20 protein-coding genes and 3 pseudogenes are annotated in these 22,078 nt (G+C 66.3%); 14 read left to right on the top strand and 9 right to left on the bottom strand.

The genetic code is table 11. The features are described from left to right. A pseudogene (locus ACFPM7_RS30405) lies at positions 1 to 120 on the top strand (IS30 family transposase); the annotation flags it as partial. A gap of 18 nt (positions 121 to 138) precedes the next feature. Beyond that, complete coding sequence (locus ACFPM7_RS20205; RefSeq protein WP_378249217.1) at positions 139 to 351, top strand: hypothetical protein; 213 nt, start codon at positions 139 to 141, stop codon at positions 349 to 351. Between the two features lie 31 nt (positions 352 to 382). On the opposite strand, the gene ACFPM7_RS20200 is transcribed toward ACFPM7_RS20205, so the two are convergent. The 4 genes from ACFPM7_RS20200 to ACFPM7_RS20185 form a co-directional block, all read right to left on the bottom strand. After that, a complete protein-coding gene (locus ACFPM7_RS20200) occupies positions 383 to 1,804 on the bottom strand; it encodes a tyrosine-type recombinase/integrase (RefSeq protein WP_378249216.1) in 1,422 nt (473 codons plus the stop codon). Then, entirely contained in the window at positions 1,804 to 1,998 is a 195-nt protein-coding gene (locus tag ACFPM7_RS20195; RefSeq protein ID WP_378249215.1) for a helix-turn-helix domain-containing protein, read from the bottom strand. The genes ACFPM7_RS20200 and ACFPM7_RS20195 overlap by 1 nt, the downstream gene beginning before the upstream one ends. A 180-nt stretch (positions 1,999 to 2,178) precedes the next feature. After that, positions 2,179 to 2,943 (bottom strand): replication-relaxation family protein, encoded by a 765-nt coding sequence (locus ACFPM7_RS20190; RefSeq protein ID WP_378249214.1) that lies wholly within the window; start codon positions 2,941 to 2,943, stop codon positions 2,179 to 2,181. A 135-nt stretch (positions 2,944 to 3,078) separates the two neighbouring features. Next, a complete protein-coding gene (locus tag ACFPM7_RS20185) occupies positions 3,079 to 3,384 on the bottom strand; it encodes a hypothetical protein (protein ID WP_378249213.1) in 306 nt (101 codons plus the stop codon). A gap of 1,092 nt (positions 3,385 to 4,476) precedes the next feature. Here ACFPM7_RS20185 and ACFPM7_RS20180 point away from each other — a divergent pair. Further along, positions 4,477 to 6,168 carry a hypothetical protein gene (locus tag ACFPM7_RS20180; RefSeq protein WP_378249212.1) on the top strand — a complete coding sequence of 564 codons (1,692 nt, stop codon included), beginning with the start codon at positions 4,477 to 4,479 and terminating at the stop codon, positions 6,166 to 6,168. A gap of 496 nt (positions 6,169 to 6,664) precedes the next feature. On the opposite strand, the gene ACFPM7_RS20175 is transcribed toward ACFPM7_RS20180, so the two are convergent. Both ACFPM7_RS20175 and ACFPM7_RS20170 read right to left on the bottom strand, forming a co-directional pair. Continuing rightward, positions 6,665 to 7,501 (bottom strand): DUF3846 domain-containing protein, encoded by an 837-nt coding sequence (locus ACFPM7_RS20175; protein ID WP_378249211.1) that lies wholly within the window; start codon positions 7,499 to 7,501, stop codon positions 6,665 to 6,667. Positions 7,502 to 7,736: 235 nt separating this feature from the next. Next, positions 7,737 to 9,353 carry a recombinase family protein gene (locus tag ACFPM7_RS20170; protein ID WP_378249210.1) on the bottom strand — a complete coding sequence of 539 codons (1,617 nt, stop codon included), beginning with the start codon at positions 9,351 to 9,353 and terminating at the stop codon, positions 7,737 to 7,739. Between the two features lie 57 nt (positions 9,354 to 9,410). Here ACFPM7_RS20170 and ACFPM7_RS20165 point away from each other — a divergent pair. The 5 genes and pseudogenes from ACFPM7_RS20165 to ACFPM7_RS20145 form a co-directional block, all read left to right on the top strand. Then, positions 9,411 to 9,695 (top strand): annotated as a pseudogene (locus ACFPM7_RS20165) (ATP-binding protein); the annotation flags it as partial. A gap of 279 nt (positions 9,696 to 9,974) precedes the next feature. Next, positions 9,975 to 10,271: pseudogene (locus tag ACFPM7_RS20160) on the top strand (magnesium chelatase subunit ChlI family protein); the annotation flags it as partial. Positions 10,272 to 11,045: 774 nt separating this feature from the next. Next, the gene (gene dprA, locus ACFPM7_RS20155; protein ID WP_378249209.1) at positions 11,046 to 12,209 is read left to right on the top strand and encodes a DNA-processing protein DprA; all 1,164 of its coding nucleotides are present in this window, start codon (positions 11,046 to 11,048) and stop codon (positions 12,207 to 12,209) included. A 144-nt stretch (positions 12,210 to 12,353) separates the two neighbouring features. After that, the gene (locus ACFPM7_RS20150) at positions 12,354 to 13,310 is read left to right on the top strand and encodes a tyrosine recombinase XerC (protein ID WP_378249228.1); all 957 of its coding nucleotides are present in this window, start codon (positions 12,354 to 12,356) and stop codon (positions 13,308 to 13,310) included. A gap of 472 nt (positions 13,311 to 13,782) precedes the next feature. After that, positions 13,783 to 14,559 carry a FliA/WhiG family RNA polymerase sigma factor gene (locus tag ACFPM7_RS20145; protein WP_378249227.1) on the top strand — a complete coding sequence of 259 codons (777 nt, stop codon included), beginning with the start codon at positions 13,783 to 13,785 and terminating at the stop codon, positions 14,557 to 14,559. Positions 14,560 to 14,883: 324 nt separating this feature from the next. Here the strand turns inward: ACFPM7_RS20145 and ACFPM7_RS20140 are convergent, their stop codons facing one another. Next, a complete protein-coding gene (locus ACFPM7_RS20140) occupies positions 14,884 to 15,408 on the bottom strand; it encodes a M23 family metallopeptidase (RefSeq protein WP_378249208.1) in 525 nt (174 codons plus the stop codon). Between the two features lie 330 nt (positions 15,409 to 15,738). Here ACFPM7_RS20140 and rpsB point away from each other — a divergent pair, with 330 nt between their 5' ends. The 5 genes from rpsB (at position 15,739) to ACFPM7_RS20115 (ending at position 19,754) form a co-directional block, all read left to right on the top strand. Then, positions 15,739 to 16,578, top strand: coding sequence for a 30S ribosomal protein S2 (rpsB, locus tag ACFPM7_RS20135; RefSeq protein ID WP_378249207.1), 840 nt, complete (start codon positions 15,739 to 15,741; stop codon positions 16,576 to 16,578). A gap of 115 nt (positions 16,579 to 16,693) precedes the next feature. Then, complete coding sequence (gene tsf, locus ACFPM7_RS20130) at positions 16,694 to 17,509, top strand: translation elongation factor Ts (RefSeq protein WP_378249206.1); 816 nt, start codon at positions 16,694 to 16,696, stop codon at positions 17,507 to 17,509. Between the two features lie 74 nt (positions 17,510 to 17,583). Next, positions 17,584 to 18,306 (top strand): UMP kinase, encoded by a 723-nt coding sequence (gene pyrH, locus ACFPM7_RS20125; protein WP_378249205.1) that lies wholly within the window; start codon positions 17,584 to 17,586, stop codon positions 18,304 to 18,306. Between the two features lie 29 nt (positions 18,307 to 18,335). Then, on the top strand, positions 18,336 to 18,893 hold the full coding sequence (frr, locus tag ACFPM7_RS20120; RefSeq protein ID WP_378249204.1) for a ribosome recycling factor: 558 nt from the start codon (positions 18,336 to 18,338) through the stop codon (positions 18,891 to 18,893). A 24-nt stretch (positions 18,894 to 18,917) separates the two neighbouring features. After that, positions 18,918 to 19,754, top strand: coding sequence for a phosphatidate cytidylyltransferase (locus ACFPM7_RS20115; RefSeq protein ID WP_378249203.1), 837 nt, complete (start codon positions 18,918 to 18,920; stop codon positions 19,752 to 19,754). A gap of 5 nt (positions 19,755 to 19,759) precedes the next feature. On the opposite strand, the gene ACFPM7_RS20110 is transcribed toward ACFPM7_RS20115, so the two are convergent. After that, on the bottom strand, positions 19,760 to 20,605 hold the full coding sequence (locus ACFPM7_RS20110) for a VOC family protein (protein ID WP_378249202.1): 846 nt from the start codon (positions 20,603 to 20,605) through the stop codon (positions 19,760 to 19,762). A gap of 73 nt (positions 20,606 to 20,678) precedes the next feature. Between ACFPM7_RS20110 and ACFPM7_RS20105 the strand changes: the two genes are divergently transcribed. Then, positions 20,679 to 21,425: a class I SAM-dependent methyltransferase gene (locus ACFPM7_RS20105; RefSeq protein ID WP_378249226.1), complete on the top strand. Its 747-nt coding sequence runs from the start codon at positions 20,679 to 20,681 to the stop codon at positions 21,423 to 21,425. On the opposite strand, the gene ACFPM7_RS20100 is transcribed toward ACFPM7_RS20105, so the two are convergent. Continuing rightward, complete coding sequence (locus ACFPM7_RS20100) at positions 21,422 to 22,063, bottom strand: PadR family transcriptional regulator (RefSeq protein WP_378249201.1); 642 nt, start codon at positions 22,061 to 22,063, stop codon at positions 21,422 to 21,424. The two genes, ACFPM7_RS20105 and ACFPM7_RS20100, sit on opposite strands and share 4 nt — an antisense overlap. Positions 22,064 to 22,078: the final 15 nt, after the last annotated feature.

Here is a 22,078-nt window from a genome sequence, read left to right as displayed (position 1 = left end):
CCCCGCTACATGGCCGCCATCGCCGCCGAGATCAACGACCGACCCCGTAAGATCCACGACTGGAAGAAACCCAGCGAGGTATTCACCGAACTCCTCGCATCACATGCTTCCACCGCCTGAACTCACCAGGCTGTGATCATGGCTTCCTCGCCTCCAGTTACCGACGAGAGCCTGACGCGATGGCGAGAGCAGTCGGATGCGCTTACCAACGAAGAAGACGAACTGAGTGCGTTCTCGAAGTTTGCCGATTTGGAAGATGCTATGGAGCCGATCGAGGACAAAATCACAGCGATGGTAACTGAGATTGACCAAGCTATACAGCAGGAGGTTGACCGGATGCGTGGCAAGTAGGACGGAACGGCTATTGCAGGTGTTATTCAATCTAGCCAAGTGTCGGCCATGCGGTATCTCGCTGGTCCGCAGGTCGAGAGGTTCGATCCACTTCATACATTCCGTCAGTGTTGACGGCAACGCTGACGGCAACGCAGCCAAGAATCCAGCGACCTAGGCGTACCCGCATAGTCTCCTTAACAGAGGTAATGCGGTCTAAAAGAGTTGCTTCGACGGTTTTGCCATGGAAGAGGCCGGGGGTTAGAGTCCCCCAACCCGCACCACTGTTAGCAGCCGTCTTAAGAAGGCGTCTGACAGCGGTTTGACGACAGTTCTGACGGCAACGGTCGCCGTCAGCCTCTACTTCTGGCTCACTCGCAGTGAGCAGTCTTTCTATTCGCTCCAACGACAGACGGCGTGTACCAATATCGTCATGTTGGTAGATCTCTTGCGTCGTAGATACGCGTGCGTGTCCGAGTATCAGTTGTGTGTCTCGCACCGGGATGCCTAAGTCCTTCAGAAGCGTTGCAGTGGTGTGGCGAACATCGTGCACTCGGATACCTGTTACGCCGGCTCGTCCGCAGACGCGCTTGAACTCCTTTACAAACGTCTTTGGCTCAAGCGGGCCGCCAGTCCTGCTGGTGAAAAGCAACTCACCGTCAGATTCGCTGGCGTGTGACTCAAGTACTTTTCGTGCCAGCCGGAGCAAAGGAAGCACACGGTTGCTGGCCCTGGTCTTCACTTGACCAACGACAAGTGCTCGCCTGATTCGTTGGACCTGCTGACAAATGTGTAGTTCATTGGCTTCCAATCTTACGTCTTGCCAACGCAAGCCGAGCACCTCGCCTCTGCGAAGTCCATACAGAACGATGAGGACGAACGCAGGGTAGAGTCGACTTTCCTTAGCGGCTACTAGGAAGCGACGTGCCTCAGCGGAGGTCCAGTGTTGTGCTTGCGCAGCTTGGTAGGTCGGAAACTCGACAAGACGAGCGACGTTACGAGTGATGACCTCGTCCCGCAAAGCGCGGGTGAGCGCCGAACTCAGCACTTTCCGTACAACTTGAACCTTTGGTACAGAGTGGCCGTCCGCGATGAGTTGGTTCACGTACGCCTGAAGCGTCGGTGTTGAAAGTCGATGCAGTCGAATACTTCCGAGGTCCGGCCTCAGGTAGAGGCGCACTATGGTTTCACATTGTGCGTAAGTCGCTGGCTGTCGATTGGGTCGTACAACCTGCTCTAGCCAGTAATCGAGGTACTGGGAGAGTGTCCACGACCTTTCGCTCACCGCTTCACCTTTGCTGATCTTCGATTTTAGTTCCACCAGCTTGCCATGCACTTCTTGTCGCGTTTTCCCGTACAGGTGCACTCGCTTCTGCGTGCCACCAGTTGTGGGTGCGTAGACCGCCGCTTCCCAGCGGCCATCACTGCTGCGCTGGTAGATCGTCCCCTCGCCATTGGCGCGTCGTCCTGCCATTACGCAAGCGACTCATCGCCCAACCGGCTTATGTAATCTTGCACCGCTGCCACTGGCACTAACCGGCGGCGACGGATCTGGATTGACTCCAACTCTCGCGAGCGGATTAACTTGTAGATCGTGTGCTTGCTGATCCGCAACGTGGCGGCAGCTTCGGGAACAGTGTAAACAGTCGGGCTAACAGCTTGGGTCATACTTGTACTCATACTTATATCTCCGATTATAACTTGAACTAGTGATACGCACCCCGGCAATCTATACAAGGATTGCCGCTAGCTGGCAACATACGCACTGAATGTGCCGAGCGTTGTCAAAGGTGTTGTCGAGGTAGACGTCCCCCTGTTGGCGGTGCGCGACCAACGTTGACCATTTCACTACAGGGCATCGCTGATGTCCTGAAGTCGGCTTACCACGAATACAGGTGCCATCTGCGGTTGTAGCTGGTCTACCACCTGCTTGACCTGAGCGGCTCGTTGCTGGCTCGGCACCAGCCACAACACCTGAGGGAACGCGTGATGCTCTACCTGCTCCAGGCCCGTGTGCTCGTACGACAGGTACCGCTGACACTTCCGGCGGATCACGCCCAGGCCCTCTGTGCCGCGGTCCACCTCGACGAACCAGCGGTTCGTCCGGTGGCCTTTGGCCAGCCGCACCAAAGCGTCCGGTCGTAGTTGTGTGCGCAGTTCGCCAGCCAACGTGAAGGTCCGCCAGCACCGTGGCTCAGGCTGGAACTCCAACACATCGACTGCCGCTTGCTCGCGCAGTGCGACGTAGAGGTCCGAGACCGCCAGTAAGTGCAGATGGAAGAAGGGGCGCCGTGCCCACAAGCGGCGGGCGGGCCGTGGCGGAGCTGCCGGAGCGAACAAGACCGCCAAGCCTAGATGGCTCAGCCCGTAGACGGTGCCTCGCGACCCCACTTGACGGTCGCCATGCAATCTGGCGACCCGTTGCACCAGGCCGAGTTGGTGGAGGCGACGTAACAACGCCTGCGTCCGTTGAACGTTGCTCAGCGGCGAGCCGTCCGTAACGTGCAGGCGTTGGACGTGAGCCATGGTCAGCAGACGAGCCTGTTCGAGGGAGGTCAGTACCGCGCGGTCGCGGGCATTGAGCGATACATGCAGGGTGGGGGAGTCGATCATGTGAGTGGTTCCTGTTTAGGGCACAGCAAAGCCACCAGGGGTCTCTGGCGCTCGGGTGCGTAGATGATGATGTTGAGTGCCCTCGCTGAGCTGCCCGTGGTGGGCGTTGCTCAGCGAGGGCGGGTGGAGCCGAAGTCAGTGCTTGCCGTTGATCCGCGTCCCCGGGATTCGGCCCTTGGTTCCCGGAGCGCCGTCCACGACGCTGTCCGGGATGAGCTTGGCGAAGTCGGCGTAGCGGACGTAGACCTCGTCAACCGAGGTGTCCGGCCGGCGGACTTCAACCACCACCAGATCACCCACCGGCTTGAGCTGGTCCAGCTCGCTCGGCAAGGCGTCCAGCCGCTTCGGCTGGTCAACCTTGGGGTGCTGGCGGACGATGAGCGTCACGAAGTCGGCTTCGGCCGCCTCCTCGCCCGTGATATCGCTGATCTTGCGTTGCACGATTGCCACGTTGGCTCCACGAAATGTAGGAGGGCTATCTCCAAGACGGTTGCCTTGGTGATACCTCTACTTATGACGCATCGTGGCGTGCCTGCATATGGTGGAATTGATCGTCTCTGTAGGTGTCGCGCGCTAGTTGCAATGGGCAGCCTGTTTGCGGTGAACTCTCTACGTCGTGCTTTTGGTTGAAGGTTGTGTCATAATGCAAGGTAGTAAGCAGGACTTCGTGTATGGATGCAACCAGTCGGCGGAAGAGTGATCCAAGCCAAAGACTCGACCTCATTAGCGAGCGTGACCAGGACACGTTGCGTTTATGGCTCGAACGCTCGGTAAAGGAGAACAATGTTCCCCTGATGGTTGAGGACGCGACCGCGATAGCGGTCGTCACGATCCTGGCGTCACCGCGGCGTTTGACTGACCGGGCAAGCTGAGCGGGGAAGAAGTGAAGTGAGTAGCCTTCGCCCTGGGGGAGTTGAGGTCATGGCCATGGTCATGGCGCCTCAAACTGGGATCGGTTGCGCCGACGGGTGGGGTTGCTGTAGTGCACCTTGACTGGCTGGTGGGCGCATGGTGATCTCGCTCCATACATCTGCCAGCCTGACCACCGGCAGCTAGGAACTTGTGACGGACCCGCCATCGACTGGTGCGCCGCCGTTCCGCTCGGCACTCGACCTTCTTGTCTGCAACTTGATCCGCTTGCCTGTTACAGCCCCTCTTTGGCGCTGTCCGCGCAACAACCTCCCCTTGTCGTCACACACGACATCTCAGGCTTCGGCAGCGCGCGCTTCATCTGGTTTGCTGGTATCCGAAGAGTCACGAACCACTTAATGGAGTAGTGAACTCCGCCAAACGGCTGAAGTCGCTTGTTCTCGATTGCTCTGGCGTCTCTTCCCTGATGCGCGACTCGCGTTTGTTGCCAACCGGCGTCATGCGACCCATTTATGAGGATTTCTCATCAACTTTGACGAACTGGACGGGTGAAGTGCGGTGGATCTGACAAACGTTCGACTATTGGACCAACCGGGTGAACTTGGAAGGGCCTGGTTAACGGTAGGCAGGCACGTGATGACGTAGTACTAGATAGCCGCGAAGATGCTGAAGGGTTTGAAGCTGTTGAGGTCAATATTGAAGTTTGTTTCACTGGCCCTTTTGCTGGCCCTTTCGCTAATCAACGCGCTTGTCGTTACTTCAGTCGTTCGCGACTCGGGGAGCGGCTGGCAGAACTTCGCGCTACTGTCGGCGCTCTGGCTCGCTCTCTTGGCGATTCACACGAACTTCTTCTTCCGTAAGCCGTTCATTGCAAAGCCAAAGGTTCCATTCAGTTTCCATCAAGTTCCAGACGGTAGAGCGGCAGAGCTTCAAGAAGAAGCTAAGAACTTGAAGAATCTGAAAGAGATTGACGCTGATCAAGCTAAGGTTTTCGCTACGGCTATCGGTCGTCCGGAGCAATTTAGGCGTCGCGTAGTGGAAGAGTACACTCCGGATCGACGTACGTTGCTGAGGACGGCGACAGTCGACATTGAGATCCCAAGGCGCTTGGAGGTTCAACGCGATGATGCTGAGGTCTATCTTCCAGTTATAGTCAACAAGAAGGGTGACCTTCTTGATGACTTTCAGATGCAGGAGATCAGCGGCGAGGGTGTCACTTGGCTGTCGTATCGACAGTATCTGTCACTGGTCGCTCGAGTTCTGCGTCGCCTGCTGCTCGCCGCTTACAGACTCCCAGAAGGCGCTGATCTGCCTGAAGCTGCGGCGAAAGCAGAACTGATGGCCTTGCATGCAATCGTTCGGCGAACGGATACCCGAAACCCGGTCCCGGTCGATTACAGTGGCGCTGATGAGATTGCGAAGTTGGCAGACGCCGCTCCTGCGCTGCGCACTGTCGCAGTCCTGTTTGTACGGCAACTGACCAGCAAATATGCGCTCGTTGTGCGGGTGAAGAATGCGGCTGGACGTCATCACAAGTTCCGCTATAGTTTCACCTTCACTCCCGCCGTCAAGTTTGCGCGCACTGGAAGTAAGCAGCGGTGGTCGGTGGGAGGTTTCTTTCGCCTTCTTTTCGGAGCGCGGCCTGTCGCTCTCAACCTCGATATCGCCAATGCTTCGACATGTGAGAGCTATCATCTCCATGTTCATGCACCCAATGATCTTTACCTTGCGCGGCAGGAAGTGGTGGGCTTGGACGATATCCTAAAGCGCACTGCCGAGAAAGCGCCGACAATGCCGCACTGCCGTTTTCGTCGTCGCCTAGGTCAGCCCCACATGCATTTCTACTCGCGCTTCATGCCGGCATTTGGGCCGGAAGAGAAGCCTATGGTAAGGCTACACTTCTTCGAGGTGCCTCCAGGCTCGGTATTTCGAGCAACTCTTACAGCGATGGCTGGCCTATTTGTACTTTGGCTCGTGGGTTTCGTTAGTTCGAGACACGCGGACCCAGGCACGGACGCTGCGGCTTTCCTCCTTGCTTTCCCAGCGTTGGCGGCGACTTGGCTTGGGTTTGATTCACCATCGAGGAAGCTCTTGGAAGGAACACTTTCTGCGCGGTTGAGCATGACGGTGACGGCTCTTCTGTCGATCGTGGGGACTGGACTGTTCATGCTGCACAGGGTCAACCCTTCATACAATTGGCCCCAGCTGCCTAGCGATGTGTCCTTCTTCGGAATCACAGATGTGGCGTGGGCAGCTGCTGTTGCCGCAGCGTTCGTCAACGCAAGTTACATTGCGTACCTATGTTTCATCCGGACGTGGCAGTACTCCCACCTTCTGGTGAAACCCCTAGATTGACCTTGAGATATGTACAGGAGTGTGTTTAGTTGATACACTACGGCCGTAATATTAGCAACTTGAGAGGATGTGATGGAACGAGGAGAACGCTACAATTGTGGGACCAAGCCGGACGAAGTAAGCGAAGTCAAGCGAAACAAGTCGAAGTTAAGATCTTTAGGGAAAGGCGTTACCATGGTTTTAAGAGGTAGCTCGACGAGAGATTCCCAAGTTGGGCCTGCAATGAGAGATGTGTCGGGGTACCAAGTGGAGACTCATACTTGGTCGTCTACCCCTGGGGAGCCTCAACTGAGTCTGGATGACTTCTTCGACGCTGTTAACGAAATTGGCAAGCACGATCCCAAGTGATCTTTACTCTGGCCTCCCCCACGTAGCTTGAAATGTGTGCTTCTGAGTCATCATGCGTCGATGCCTTCGAACGGCTTGTTCATACTCTTTGGTTTTGTGGTTGTGTGCCCACCACCCGGGAAGATCTCCCAGGTGATGGGCGTTGAAGCTAGTAGGTCAACCCCTCGCACTGCTCCTTCGAAGCTGCGAGGAACCGCCGCACTAGCTCGGTGAACCTGCCCGTTTCGATCAGCGGGCCAACCGTCAAGCTCTCGAACGGCACCCCGTGCCGGATCACCAGCCACTCATCGCCACCGTCGACCTGCTGGATCAAGCACAGATCGCGGTAGTAGAAGGCCGTGCCCACGCACCAGGCCGCCGCCGTTAGCTGCTCCTCCAGCTCTTCGATGCTGAAGCAGCCCGTGAAGCTGGCCAGCGTGAACGGTGGGTCAGTGGCTGCTCGGATCCAACGGTTCTCCTGTCCCGCCCGGAACCAGGCGTCCCGTAGTTGTCCGTCGAGCTCTGGCACGACGCGTACTTCCTCAGCCAGGGTCCACGCCCGAGCGAGGATGATGGCTTGCCGGTACGCCTCATACCAATCCGGAAGCACTGCTTCGTTGCGCTGCCAAGCATGCTCGCCTTGCACGCGCACCTCCACGCGCAAACGAGTCGCCCTGAAGAGCAGGTCGATCAAGTCGGCAGGCGCCGACATTTCGTAGCCCATGTGGTCGACCGGACCCAGCACCATCGCTGGACCGGCAATCACATCTCGGCCCCGGAACGCGCTGTTATGCACCCACAGGAGTGCCGTGGCCCGCGCATTGACCGGCAACCGTTCCAGCTTCCCCTCCTCGTGGAAGTACAAGCTGGACTCAGGGCGACCCAGCGGCACCACCTCCAGCGGCCCACCCACAATCTGGCGGTAGGCGTCCACGTCGTGCAGGTTCAACTTCTGCTGGCGTATCGGCTGCTTTGGATCGGTAGGTATAACAATGGCTGTTACCATTACCGCACTCGCTATCCGAACCAGAGATTCTCGTTGCCTGGTGGGCGGTTCGTTCCGCGCCAGGTGTCAGCGACGGAGGGAAGTCGCTGACACCTGCGGCGGATGTGCGGTTTGATCGGACTGACCCGCTCCATCACCATATGACGCGGCAGTCGCGCTGCATATGGTGGAATAGTTGGTCGCCTGAAGGTCACCTTTGATCATTCATGGTGCTGAGATTGGGTGCTGGATCTTGCTAGTACTTCCACTCAATCTCTATGAAGGCAGGGTTGAAGCGGTACCCGTTCCACATCATCCCGCCTGGGTGACCCGGTAGGACGATGATCTGCTCGATGAGCAGGCCGAGGATGCTGCGTCGCCAGGCCAGGTCTCGCGCCTCCCAAACTTCGCGGATGTTGCCTCCCTCCGGCAGGAGCGCGCTCACACGCGCGTCTTGTTGGTTGCGCAGCTCGGCTGTTGACGCCTCGATGGCGCTATCCAGCTCGGCCAGCATCAACTTGTAGTCGTCGAGGCTCTCCAACTCGCCGAGGGCGTACTGCCGCTGGATGAGGGCTCGACGCTGCCGTAGGGCCGTGAGCCTGCTGGTGAGCGCGGTGGTGGTGTCGTCGGATGTTTGCCTGCTCAGCGTGTCGTGGAGACTCTGCGAGTCCAGCCGGTAGAGCACTGCTTCGGTGACGAAGGCTTCCAGGGCATCGGCATCACGGAAGACCTTGCCGCAGCCGACGCGGCTGCCGTGATTATCGAAGGACTTGCAGCGGTAGCGACGTTGGTAGCCCTGCCCAATTGAACGCCCGTTGCCGTACATCACTGCCAGGCATGGCTCGTCCTCATGTGTGCCGCCACACCGGGTAAGACCGCTCAGTAGATAGCGACGGCCGCGAGCCAGCCCCCTCTCCCATCCCTGAGAACGCGCGCTCAAGACGCTCATCAGCAGTTCGTGGCGATCGCGTGTGATCAAGCCTCGCCACTCGCCGCGGTGGCGCGTGCCGCTGGTGGTGTGAACAAGCGTGCCCCCGTCCTCGCGGTTCTGAAGGCATGGGCACGACGAGGGGTGACCTATTGGGTCAAAGACGACGTAGCTCTCCCTGGTGATGAGGCGGTTGAAGTTGCCGGCAGTCCATTTGCCCCCTCGGGGAGCAGGAATCCCCAGCCGGTTGCTGTCCTGGACGATGCTCCACGCTGTCTCGCCAGCGATGAGGCGGGTAAACCAGTCTTCCAGGTTGGCGATCTCGTGCGGCACCTCGGCAACGCCAATGCGCCCACGGTTGAGGATGTAGCCGTGCTCGTTCTTTACAGCCCCCTCGTAGCCGTAGCGGCGTTCGGTGCCGAGGAACTTGCCCTGGGCGGCTTGGGCCTTCTTCTTGCGGCGCTGGCGGACTGATGCTCGGTTCGATTCGAGCATGGCGTTGTTGACTGCGCCGATCGCCCGGTGGATGCCCTCGGGGGTGGAGAGGTCGTAGCCCTCGCCGTCGGTCGTCCAGATGCCGCTGAGCTTGGAGTGCTCGGCCAACTTGATCAGTGGGAGCAGTTCCTCGACCTGGCGGTAGAGCCGAGGCATCTCCGTCACCACGATCATGACCTTGACTTGGGCGTCGTCTCGGTCGGGCACTGACAGTATGTTCTTGAGCAGTAGCTGGTAGCCCTCGCGCACCTTGGTGCCGAACCGCGATGCGCTGATGTCGTTGTCCTCACGGCTGCCGCCGTGCTCCCAGCCTTGATCGGCGATGAAGTCACGGCTCTCGCCGTGCTGGATGTTGACGTTCTCGCTCAACCCGTTCTTGTCGCGGCTGAGCCGGGCGTAGTCGAACGCGACGATGTGGGTGCGCTGCTTCCCGGATGGCAAGTGATCCATAACTGTCGATCTCCGTTATGTCCTAATTGTACCATTCCGAGGGTGGATAGTCGATCACTGGACGAGGTCTGCGAGTTCCCCGCCGACCGCCTCGAATGCCTCCGCACCGCCCTCGAAGAGGGCGAGATCCGCCTGGCCCGCCGAGACGGCGTGGTCCGCTACCCCGCCGCCTGCCAACTGGTCATGGCCACCAACCCCTGCCCCTGCGCCCCCGCCAAAGACCGCGACTGCACCTGCACCGCCGTAGCCAGAAGGCGTTACCTAACAAGACTTTCCGGCCCCCTCCTGGACCGCGTCGACCTCCAGATCCGCATCCCCGCCATCACCACCATGACCCACCACTTCACCACCCCTCACTCCGTCACCCCCGGCTGCACCACTTCCGACGGCGGCACCTCCGGTTACAGCGCTCCCGGTTCCCGCACTTCCGACCACAGCGCTCCCGGCTCCCGCACATCGGACAACAGCGCTCCCGGTTCCCGCACTTCCGACAACAGCGCTCCCGGCTCCCGCGCTTCCGACTACAACACTTCCGGCTCCCGCACTTCCGACCACAGCGCTTCCGACTACGGCACTCCTGGCTACCCCACTTCCGACTACAACCCGCCCGGCTACACCACCCCCGAGTCCTCCGCCGTCGTCGCCCAGCGAGTACTGGCCGCCCGCTCCCGAGCCACCCACCGCTGGCGCGCCCACGGCTGGCACACCAACGCCGAAGTCCCCGGCTCCACCCTCCGCCGCCACCACGCCCCACCCCCCGAAGCCACCCGCCTCCTAGACCGAGCCCTCTCCCAGGGCGCCATCACCGCCCGAGGCGCCGACCGCTGCCTCCGAGTCGCCCGACCACTCGCCGACCTGGCCGAACTCCCCGCCCCCACCGCCGACCACGTAGGCGCCGCCCTCCAGTTCCGCGACCGAGTAGGCCCCACACCCCCCACCCACCCCCGCCGCCCCCACCCCCACTACGGCCCCGAGATGTCCCCAGGCTGACCCCACCCGCTCACCAGTCCGCACTGCCCACCCACCGCCACGCCCGCCACTGCCACGCCCGCCACCGCCACTGCCACGCCCGCCACCGCCACTGCCACGCCCGCCACCGCCACTGCCACGCCCGCCACCGCCACTGCCACGCCCGCCACCGCCCACTGCCACGCCCGCCACCGCCACTGCCACGCCCGCCACCGCCACACCCGCCGTCTCCGCCACACCCGCTGTACCTGTCTTCACCGCCTTTGCACGCCCGTCACCTCACCCTCCACCGCTACCGCCTCCGCTGCACCTGTCTCCACCGCCCTTTCCCCGTTCGCCACCGCCACACCTGCCTCCGCAGCCCTTCCACGTCTGCACCTCCACGCTGTCGAGCCACCTGTCCTGGCTGGTTCGACCAATCCCAATCGTGCGGATGCCGCTCGTCGGCTCCGCGATCGATCACGCCTTCCCGCAACCGCCACCTGTCAAAGGAGATCCGACGCCCCATGTCCGCAACGCCGTCCGCCCGCCAGCTCCAGTCATTCCGAACCGGCACAGCACTCGTCGGTGCCTTCCCTCGCCGCCGCGCGGTGAAAGCACCGGCCGCCCCGGCTGGTTTGTCCGGTCCCGACCACGCGGATGCCGCTCTCCAACTCCGCGACCGAGCCGGGCCCACTCCCCTCCCCGCCCTCAGGTGTCGCGGCCGTGGTTCTGAGGTGTCCCATGGATGAGGTTCGCGCGGCCCGCTGTTACCTCGCCGCGGTCGCGGAGCCGCCCGCGCCCGCGGTGGTGGCCTTCGTCGGGCGGGTTGGGCCGGTGGAGGCCGCTGAGCGGGTGCGGGCGGGGGCGGTTCCCGGTGAAGTCGCGAAGGAGACCAGTGCGCGGCGGGAGGTGGTGGATGTGGGTGCGGTGGCCCACGCCGCGCGGGAGGCGGGTGCGCGCCTGGTGATCCCGGAGGACCGTGACTGGCCGTCGTGGCCGCTGCTGTCGCTGGGGAACGCGATGGCGCGGGGTCTCAGTTGGGCGGCGCAACCGCTTGCCCTGTGGGTGCGCGGGGCTGTCGGGCTGGCCGACTCGCTCGAACGTGCCGTCGCCGTCGTCGGTGCTCGGGCCGCGACGGCGTACGGCGAGCATGTGGCGGGCGACTTCGGGCACGGTCTCGCGGCGGCTGGGATGACCGTTGTCTCCGGTGCCGCGTTCGGCATCGATGCCGCCGCGCATCGCGGAGCGCTGGCCGCGCACCGGAACCTGTCATGGCCAGACGGAGCAGAGTTGACCGTGCGGGGCCGCACGATCGCGGTGCTGGGCTGCGGAGTCGACGTGGCTTATCCGCTCGCGCACACGACTTTGTTGGCGCACATAGCGAACCACGGTCTCATCGTCAGCGAGTACCCGCCGGGGGTGCCCGCCGCCAAACACCGCTTCCTGGTGCGGAACAGGCTGATCGCCGCGCTCACCTCGGCGACGGTCGTGGTGGAGGCGGGCAGGCGCAGTGGCTCCCGCAACACCGCGTCGTCAGCGGGCGCGCTGGGGAAGCGGGTGCTCGCGGTCCCGGGCCCGGTCACGTCCGCGCAGTCGGTCGGGTGTCACGCGCTGCTGCGGACGGGAACCGCCGAACTGGTGGAGTCGGTGGCCGACGTCCTGGAAGCCGCGGGGGGAATCGGAGAGCACCTCGCCGAACCCCCGGCCTCGCCCCGCCGCCCCACCGACGGCCTCAACCCGGAGGCCCTCCGGGTCCACGACGCCCTCCGCCCTCGAAAGGAGCGGGACGACACCACCATCGCCGCCGAATCCGGAGTGCCCCTCACCCGGACCCGAGCCATCCTCGCCGACCTGGAACTCACCGGCCTGGCCACCCGGGCCGATCTGGGGTGGAGGCGCGCCTGACGCACACCTCGCAGGCAGACGCCGCGACCGTGCTCAGCCGCGGTTCGGGGAGCGGGAACGTGAAACGGAGTCAGGTGGCGGAGTGGTGATGTTTGTCGCGTGGCGGTACTTGACCGGCGGGCGTCGGTGGCGCAGCGTCGAGGGGTGGGTACTGGGGCTGCGGATGGAGTTCGAGCGGTTCGGGCCGGTCTGGCTGAGGCGGACCGGCGGGTTGTCGACGCGTTCGAGCGGCATCTGGGGCTGGAGCGGGGGTTGTCGGAGCACACGGTGCGGGCGTACGTGGGCGATGTGGTGTCGATGCTCGGGTTCGCGCGGGGGTTGGGCGTGGGCGTCGCGGGGATCGAGTTGGGGACGTTGCGGGGGTGGTTGGCGCGAATGCGCGACGGCGGGGCCGAGCGGGCCTCGCTGGGGCGGCGGGCCGCGGCGGTGCGGACGTTCACCGCCTGGGCGCATCGGCAGGGGGAGATGCCCGGCGATCCGGGGCTGCGGCTGGTGGCGCCCAAGCGCGAGCGGCGGCTGCCGACGGTGTTGCGGGAGGACCAGGCCGCCGAGGTGATGGCGGCGTCGGCCCGGGGGGCCGAGCAGCTTGATCCAGTTGCTCTGCGTGACCACGCCATTGTCGAGCTGCTCTACGCCACCGGGGTGCGGGTGGCTGAGCTGTGCGGACTCGACGTCGACGATGTCGATCTGGCTAAACGGCTGGTCCGGGTGCTCGGCAAGGGCGGCAAGGAGCGGGTCGTGCCGTTCGGCGCGCCCGCCGCCACGGCCGTTCGGCTCTGGCTCGATCAGGGACGGCAAACCCTTGCCCGGGACTACTCTCCGCCGGCAGTGTGGCTGGGTGCCCGTGGCGGCAGGTTGCAGCCTGCAAGCGTGCGGCGGATCGTGCGGGACGCCGTCGACGCGGTGGCCGGCACGCCGGGTGTGAGCCCGCACGGGCTGCGGCATTCGGCGGCCACGCACCTGTTGGAGGGGGGAGCTGACCTTCGTAGCGTCCAGGAGTTACTTGGTCACGCTACGCTGTCAACGACCCAGCTTTACACTCACGTGACCGTCGACCGGCTGAAGGCGATCCATGACCGAACCCATCCCCGCTCCCGATGACACCGGGGAAGGTGTGCGGACACCCATGACGCCAGAACCCGGCCCCCCGCTGAACGGCCAGGCCCGCCCGGCGGGCGTCCTGCCCGGCGACCACCGCACCGCCGACGACGTCGAAGCGGGCATCGTCGCCCTCTGGCGCCAGTACGGCGACCAGCGCGCCCAAGTCCAGCGCGCCCAGGCCGACCGCGCCGAGGCCCTCCGCCTCGCCCAGGCCGAACCCGCCGACGGGGAACCCGCGCAGGCCAAGCCCGCCCGTGGCCAGCGCGCGCACGCACCGCGCGGCCAGGCCTCGAACGGCCAACACCTGACCAGTCAGAACGAGCGCGCGAAAGGCAGGCCGGGGCAGCGCACCGCGGCTCCGCGGAACCCGGGCGCCAATGGTCTGAGCGGCCACGACAGTGGCGCCACGACCCGCGCGGAGCCGGGTGCCGAGGCGCTGGGCGTTCCGGACCGGGAAGAGGACGCCCGCGCGGTGTCCGGTCAAGGCGTCGCCGGGTCGGGTGGGGCGGCCCCGGAGGGCCAGGGGGTCGAGCAGCGGGCTCAGGAGCTGCGGGATCGACTGGTGCTGCACTACGCGCCGTTGGTGAAGTACGTGGCGGGCCGGGTGGGAACGGGGCTGCCCGCACACGTCGACGTCTCGGACCTGATCCAGTCCGGGATCTTCGGACTGGTCGACGCCATCGAGAAGTTCGAGCCCGAGCGGGGGCTGAAGTTCGAGACCTATGCCATGCAGCGGATCCGGGGGGCCATCCTGGACGACCTGCGGGCGCAGGACTGGGTCCCGCGCACCGTCCGAGGACGGGCCCGGGAGATCGAGCGCGCCATGGAGCGCCTCGGCGGGAAGCTCCAGCGGACGCCGACCGACGCCGAGCTGGCCGACGAACTCGGGCTTTCCCTCCACGAGCTGCGCGAGGTCTACGCCCAGCTGCAGCTGACCAGCGTGGTCGCCCTCGACGAGCTGGCCGCCGCCGGGCGCGGCAGCACCTCGCTGGCCGACATCCTGGAGGACGAACGCGCCGACGACCCGGTGGCCACCCTGGTCGACCAGGACAACCGTCGCCAGCTCGCGGCCGCCATCGGCAAGCTCGCCGAGCGGGACCGCATCGTCGTCACCCTCTACTACTTCGAGAACCTCACTCTCGCCGAGATCGGCCGCGTCCTCGGGGTCACCGAGTCGCGGGTCTGCCAGCTGCACACCCGAGCCGTCCTGCGCCTGCGGGCCAAGCTCATGGAGACCGTGGACGTCTGAGCGAGCCCGCCCGTGCGGTGGACGGCGACGTATCCGCCTCGGGCGTGGTCTGGTGTGGGTGGTGCGGGCCTGGACCCGACTGCGGGCATCTGCGCGTGTGTGCCAAGAACCATGGCGGACCGTGGGGCGCCGAGCCGCTCAGACGGCATGGCGGACAGCGATGTCGGGGCGCGGCGCGGCCGTGCGTGTCCGCCGTCTTGCGCCTGTGTGCTGGAGATCGTGGACGGTTGGCGGGCTCCTTCCCCCCCTGCCCGCACGGCGGGCGGCAGCGTGTCGGCGTGTGGGGCCGGGGTGCGTGGTTGGGCAGAGCGGTGGACTTCGGCTCTAGTGCGGCAGGAGGCGCACCCGCAGCGGTGTCAGGGTGAGGAGTGGGTCCAGGTACGCCCCACCTCTGCGCAGGCCCCAGTGCAGGCACGCCGGTCCCGGGCAGCCCCGGTGCCCGGCCAGCAGGGTTCCGATCACCTGCCCGGCCGCCACCTCCTCACCCACCCCGACCGACGGTTCCAGCGGTTCGTACGTGCTCCGCAGGGCCGGGCCGTGGCGGATCGACACCACGCCCCTGTCCACCACCCGCCCGGCGAACACCACGGTTCCGGACGCGGCCGCCAGCACCCGGGCGCCGGGCTCGGCGACCAGGTCGACGCCCCGGTGGCCTGCCGCGTACGGACCGGGCGGCTGCTCGAACGGGCGGCTCACCGTCGGCGGCGGGTCCAGCGGCCAGGTGAAGCTGGAGGCGGGCGGGCCCGGAGCGGCGCTCAAGCCGAGGCCGAGGCCGGGGGCGGCGACCGTCATCAGGACGATCGCGGCCACGATGAAGAGCAGGCGGAATCTGGGCTGGTCAGAGGTCATGTGTCCAGGTTCGCGGCGTGGGGGTGGGCGGGGCCACGCGGATTCGCGGGCTGTGGACAACCGGGGCCGGCTGCCGATTCACGCACGTGAGAGGCAACGGCGTACACTTCTCCCCGCACCCCGGAATTGCCCGGGGTGACTTCGCGTGCCAGTGCGTCCGCCGCAAGGCGAGCAAGGGTGCCCGGCGGTCCCGGTGGTGGTGACACCAGCGGGTCCGGGGACCCGCACGGCACCAGGGCGGCGGCTCCACCAGGGGGCCGCCGCGACAACCGAGTTCGCGCGCACCGTGCACCACCGGCGCGCGCCTTACCGAGAGGTGCGATTTCGGCCATGGCCGTCGTCACCATGAAGCAGCTGCTGGATTCCGGCGTGCACTTCGGGCACCAGACCCGCCGCTGGAACCCGAAGATGAAGCGGTACATCCTCACCGACCGCAACGGCATCTACATCATCGATCTGCGCCAGACGCTGACCTACATCGACCGGGCCTTCGAGTTCGTGAAGGAGACGGTCGCGCACGGCGGCAGCATCATGTTCGTCGGCACGAAGAAGCAGGCGCAGGAGGCGATCGCCCACGAGGCGCGCCGGGTCGGGATGCCCTTCGTCAACCAGCGCTGGCTGGGCGGCATGCTCACCAACTTCTCCACCGTGCACAAGCGCCTCCAGCGCCTCAAGGAGCTGGAGTCCATGGAGCAGACCGGTGGCTTCCAGGGTCTCACCAAGAAGGAGATCCTGATGCTCACCCGTGAGAAGGACAAGCTGGAGCGCACCCTCGGCGGTATCCGCGACATGGCGAAGGTCCCCTCCGCCGTGTGGATCGTGGACACCAAGAAGGAGCACATCGCCGTCGGCGAGGCGCGCAAGCTGAACATCCCGATCGTGGCGATCCTGGACACCAACTGCGACCCGGACGAGGTCGACTACCCGATCCCGGGCAACGACGACGCGATCCGCTCGGCCGCGCTGCTGACCAAGGTCGTCGCCGAGGCCGTCGCCGCCGGTCTGATGGCGCGCTCCGGCGCGCGCACCAACGGTGCCGAGAAGCCCGAGGTCGCCGGCAGCGAGCCGCTGCCGGAGTGGGAGCAGGAGCTGCTGGCCGGTGCCGACAGCACCCCCGCTGCCGCCGCCCCCGCGGCTGAGGCCGCTCCGGCCGCCACCACCGAGAACTGAGCGAACGCCGCCCGGGCCCGCGGACACCCGCGGGCCCGGCGCGGCTGCCATGCGACGCCCAGCCGACAGAGCAGCGGCGTCGTCCCCATCAACGCGTGTAAGGAACGAACGCACGATGTCGAACTTCACCGCGGCCGACGTGAAGCGGCTCCGGGACATGACCGGTGCAGGCATGATGGACTGCAAGAAGGCGCTGGCGGAGTCCGACGGCGACTTCGAGAAGGCCGTCGAGCTGCTGCGCATCAAGGGCGCCAAGGACGTGGGCAAGCGCGCCGAGCGCGCCACCGCCCAGGGTCTCGTGGCCGCCGCTGACGGCGTCCTGGTCGAGCTGAACTGCGAGACGGACTTCGTCGCCAAGAACGACGAGTTCCAGCAGCTGGCCGCCCGCATCCTGGAGGCGGCCAAGACCGCCAAGGCCACCGAGCTCGACGCTCTCAAGGCGGCCGAGCTGGACGGCGGCACCGTGGGCGACGCCGTGCAGGCGCTCTCGGCCAAGATCGGCGAGAAGCTGGAGCTGCGCCGCGTCGTCAACTACGACGGCAACGTCAGCACCTACCTGCACAAGCGCTCCTCCGACCTGCCCCCGGCGGTCGGCGTGCTGGTCGAGTACACCGGCGACAACGAGGACGCGGCCCGCGCCGCGGCCATGCAGATCGCCGCCATGAAGCCGCGCTACGTCACCCGCGACGAGGTGCCCGCCGACGTGGTCGCCGCCGAGCGCCGCATCGCCGAGGAGACCGCCCGCGAGGAGGGCAAGCCCGAGGGTGCGCTGCCCAAGATCGTCGAGGGCCGGGTGAACGGCTTCTACAAGGACGTCGTCCTGCTGGAGCAGTCCTCGGTGCAGGACTCGAAGAAGTCCGTCAAGGCGATCCTGGACGAGGCCGGTGTCAGCGTGACCCGCTTCGCCCGGTTCGAGGTCGGCCAGGCCTGAGACCAGGCCAGGGGTTTAGGGTATGCCCCGCCCGCGGCGTCGCGGGCGGGGCATAGTCACGAGGAGGCTCTGACGTGACGGAGACCGGTTTCCGCCGGGTGCTGCTCAAGCTGGGCGGCGAGATGTTCGGCGGCGGGGAGATCGGCGTCGACCCCGACGTCGTCTACACCGTGGCCCGCCAGATCGCCGATGTCGTGCGCAGCGGGGTGCAGACCTCCGTGGTGATCGGCGGCGGCAACTTCTTCCGCGGCGCCGAGCTGAGCGAGCGCGGCATGGACCGCGACCGCGCCGACTACATGGCGATGCTCGGCACGGTCATGAACTGCCTGGCCCTCCAGGACTTCCTGGAGAAGGAGGGCATCGACACGCGCGTGCAGACGGCGATCACCATGGGGCAGGTCGCCGAGCCGTACATCCCGCGCCGCGCCGAGCGGCACTTGGAGAAGGGCCGCGTGGTCATCTTCGGCTGCGGGGTCGGCATGCCGTACTTCTCCACCGACACCGCCGCAGCGCAGCGCGCGCTGGAGATCGGGTGCGACGTGGTGCTGATGGCCAAGGCCGTCGACGGCGTCTACGACGCCGACCCGAGGGTGGTCGCGGACGCCAAGATGTTCACCGAGATCACCCACCGCGAGGTGCTGGAGCGCGGGCTGAAGGTCGCCGACGCGACCGCGTTCAGCCTCTGCATGGACAACAACATGCCGATCATCGTGTTCAACCTGCTGACCGAGGGCAACATCGCCCGCGCGGTGCGTGGTGAGAGGATCGGCACCGTGGTGAGCACGCCCGCCGCCTGATCAGCAGAGACGACCACGAGGAGCCCGCCTTGATCGAGGAGACCCTGTTCGACGCAGAGGAGAAGATGGAGAAGGCGGTGTCGGTCGCCAAGGAGGAGCTCTCCACCATCCGCACCGGGCGCGCCACCCCCGCCATGTTCTCCCGCATCACCCTCGACTACTACGGCGCGCCGACGCCGCTGAACCAGATGGCCAGCATCGCCGTCCCGGAGCCGCGGATGGCCGTCATCAAGCCCTATGACAACGGTCAGTTCCACGCGGTCGAGAAGGCGATCAGGGACTCCGACCTCGGCGTGAACCCGAGCAACGACGGCACGGTCATCCGCGTGGTGTTCCCGCAGCTCTCCGAGGAGCGCCGCCGGGAGATGATCAAGGTCGCCAAGGGCAAGGGCGAGGACACCAAGGTCGCCATCCGCAACGTCCGCCGCAAGGCCAAAGAGGCGCTGGACCGCCTGGTCAAGGACGGCGAGTCCGGTGAGGACGACGTCGTGCGCGCGGAGAAGGAACTGCAGAACGTGACCGACAAGTACGTCGCTCAGGTCGACGAGCTGGTCAAGCACAAGGAAGCCGAGCTGCTCGAGGTCTGAGCGGCGGCGCGGGGAGAACGTGAAGTGACGACGGACGCGGTCGGCGCCGGGTCGCGCGCCGGGCGCAATCTGCCCGCCGCGATCGCGGTGGGAGTGCTGCTGGGCGGTGGGGTCCTGCTCGCCCTGCTGACGGTGCGCCACGTCTTCGTGGGCATCGTCGCCGCCGCTGTCGCGGTGGCGACCTGGGAGCTGGCCGGGGCGCTGGAGCGCTCGGCGGGCATCCGCGTGGCGGCCTGGCCGCTGCTGGTCGGCGGGCAGGCGATGGTGTGGCTGACCTGGCCCTTCGGCGTCTCCGGTGTGCTCGCCGCGTTCGTGGTGACGGTGCTGGCGCTGCTGCTGTGGCGCTTCCGCGGCGGCGTTCAGGGGTATGTGCGGGACGTGACGGCGTCGGTCTTCACCGCCGCGTACGTGCCCCTGTTCGCCGCCTTCGCCGCCTTGCTCGTCCTCCCCGAGGATGGCGCGGGCAGGGTGCTGTGCTTCATGATCCTCGTCGTCTGCTCCGACACCGGCGGCTACATCGCCGGTGTGCTGTTCGGCAAGCACCCGATGTCGCCGACGATCAGCCCGAAGAAGTCCTGGGAGGGCTTCGCCGGGTCGCTGGTCGCAGGCATGACGGCGGGCGCGCTGAGCGTGTGGCTGCTGCTCGAGGGCCAGGTGTGGCAGGGACTGCTGTTCGGCGCGGCCATCGTCGCGGTGGCCACCCTCGGCGACCTGGTCGAGTCGGTGATCAAGCGGGACCTGGGCATCAAGGACATGGGCACGCTGCTGCCCGGCCACGGCGGCCTGATGGACCGGCTGGACTCGCTGCTGCCCTCGGCCGTGGTGTCCTGGCTGCTGCTGCAGCACTTCGTCCCGGCCTAGACGGGCTAGTCCCCGTACGGGTCGTCGATCTCGGCGCCGATCTCGGTGATGTCGGCCTCGACGGTGATCGAGCGGTCCAGCACGCAGAACTCCGCGCCGCGCGGGTCGCGCAGCACGGCGGTCCTGCCGTAGGGGGAGTCGAAGGGCGCCACGGCGACCGCGCCGCCCAGGCGGCGGGCCCGCCTGCCGAGTTCGTCCACGCCGATCTCCGGCGCGGCCTCGAAGAACACCATCCAGTACGGGGTCCGGCCCTGGGGGAACTCCTTGCCCATGCGGAGCCTGCCCAGCACATCGTCGCCGTTGATCGACCAGGTCGTGTAGTCGTAGACCTCGCCGTCGCCGATCTGGGTGGTCTCGAAGCCGAACAGCGCGGTGTAGAAGGCGTCGGCGGCCTCGCCGTCCCAGGTGTACAGCTCGGCCCAGGTGAACGCGCGGGGGAAGCCGATGCCCAGCTCCCAACCGCGGTCCTGGCGCCAGAAGCCGGTCGGCCCGCCGCTGGGGTCGGCCGCCACGAGCAGGCCGCCCTGCCCCGGGATCTCCCGGGGCTCGGCCAGCACCTCGCCGCCGAGCTGGCGGACCCGCTCGGCGGTGTTGTTGGTGTCGTGGACGGTGAGGTAGAGCGTCCACTGCTGGGGCTGGTCGCCTTGCGGGGTGTAAAGCCCGGCGACCGGGATGCCGTCGACCATCGCGACCCGGTAGCCGTCGTCGCCGACGCGGTACTCCCAGTCGAACAAGCCGCTGTAGAACTCCGCGGAGCCCGCGGGGTCGCCGGTGGCGACCTCGACCCAGCACGGTTTGCCCGGGGTGCCCGCGGGCAGTTCCTCTGCGGCGGAGATCGCGTCGGTGACCATGCTGTGACGTTAGCTAGATCGGGTGAACTTTGGCATCCACTGCTCGGTGGCCAGTTGTGCTTTCCTGGAAGACATGGGCATGGTGTCGCGCGCTCGCGATCTGGTGGCGTCCCTGCGCGTGTCCGAAGTCGTGCCCAGCCCGAACATCTGGCACTGGCCGCGGGTCTACGAGGCCGAGAACCGCGCCCAGGACGCGGGCGGCGCGGTGTGGGCGGCGCTGGAGCCGCTGGCCGACTGGTCCGGCGACGTGGTCGACGTCGGCTGCGGCAGCGGCTTCCACCTGCCGCGCTTCGCCGAGCGGGCCCGCTCGGTCACGGGGGTGGAGCCGCACGAGCCGCTGGTCGAGCAGGCCCGCGCCCGGGTCGCGGGGCTGCCGACGGTGCGCGTGGTCTCCGGGTCGGCCCAGGCGGTGCCGCTGATGGACGCCACCGCCGATGTCGTGCACGCGCGCACGGCCTACTTCTTCGGCGACGGCTGCCAGCCCGGCCTGCGCGAGGCCGACCGCGTCCTGCGGCCCGGCGGCGCGCTGGTCGTCGTCGACCTCGACGCCGCGCGCCCGCCGTACGGGCGGTGGCTGCGCGCGGACATCCCGTCCTACGACGGCGCCGCGGTCGACGCGTTCTTCGAGCGCCAGGGGTTCACCCGGCACCGGGTGGCCACGGTGTGGCGCTTCCCCGACCGGGAGACCCTGGTGTCGGTGCTGCGCATCGAGTTCTCCGCCAAGGTCGCGGCGCGGGCGGCGGCCGAGGTGGACGGGCTGGAGTTCACCGTCGGCTACCGCGTGCTCGTGCGCCGCAAGCCCAGCGGACTGGTCCTCTAGCGGGGGGTGTCCTCGCCGAGGATGGTGTAGAGCTGCCTGCGGGCCTGGTCGAGGATGTCGACCGCGCGGTCCTTCTGCTCGGCGGACGCCGTCTGCGCCACGCCCATGACCGCTGTGGCCAGCCCGCCCAGCGCCTCGCGCAGGGAGCGGTCGGCCGGGTCGACGCCCGCGGCCGCGGCTTCCCACGGCGGGGTGTCGCCGAGCTTGGCCGTGGCCGCGCGGCCCTCGTCGGTCAGCTCGAAGAGGCGCTTGCCCCCGTCGCCGTCGATGCCCTGGATCAGGCCCTCGTCGGCGAGCAGTTGCAGCGTCGGGTAGACCGAGCCGGGGGAGGGCTTCCAGGCCCCGCCGCTGCGGGCGGCGATCTCCTGGATCATCTCGTAGCCGTGCATGGGCCGGTCGGCCAGCAGGGCGAGGACCGCCGCGCGGACGTCGCCGCGCCGCTTGCGGCCGTGCGGGCCGCCTCGGTGCCGGGGGCCGCCGAACCCGCCACCGAACGGGCCGAAGCCGAAGGGGGGCGGCGGCGGGGGAGCGGGGGGGAACGGCGGGGTCATCGGGTGCTCCTCGAAGGGGAAACCGCCGGGGCGGTGGTGTCCGTGCTCGCGGGCCCAGGGGCCGCGGCGGAGGTGTCGGGTACGCATTCTTCACTCCTCAAG

Source organism: Actinokineospora guangxiensis (assembly GCF_042657845.1).
Classification (GTDB): Bacteria; Actinomycetota; Actinomycetes; order Mycobacteriales; family Pseudonocardiaceae; genus Actinokineospora; species Actinokineospora guangxiensis.
This window is presented reverse-complemented; position numbering and strand designations above follow the sequence as displayed.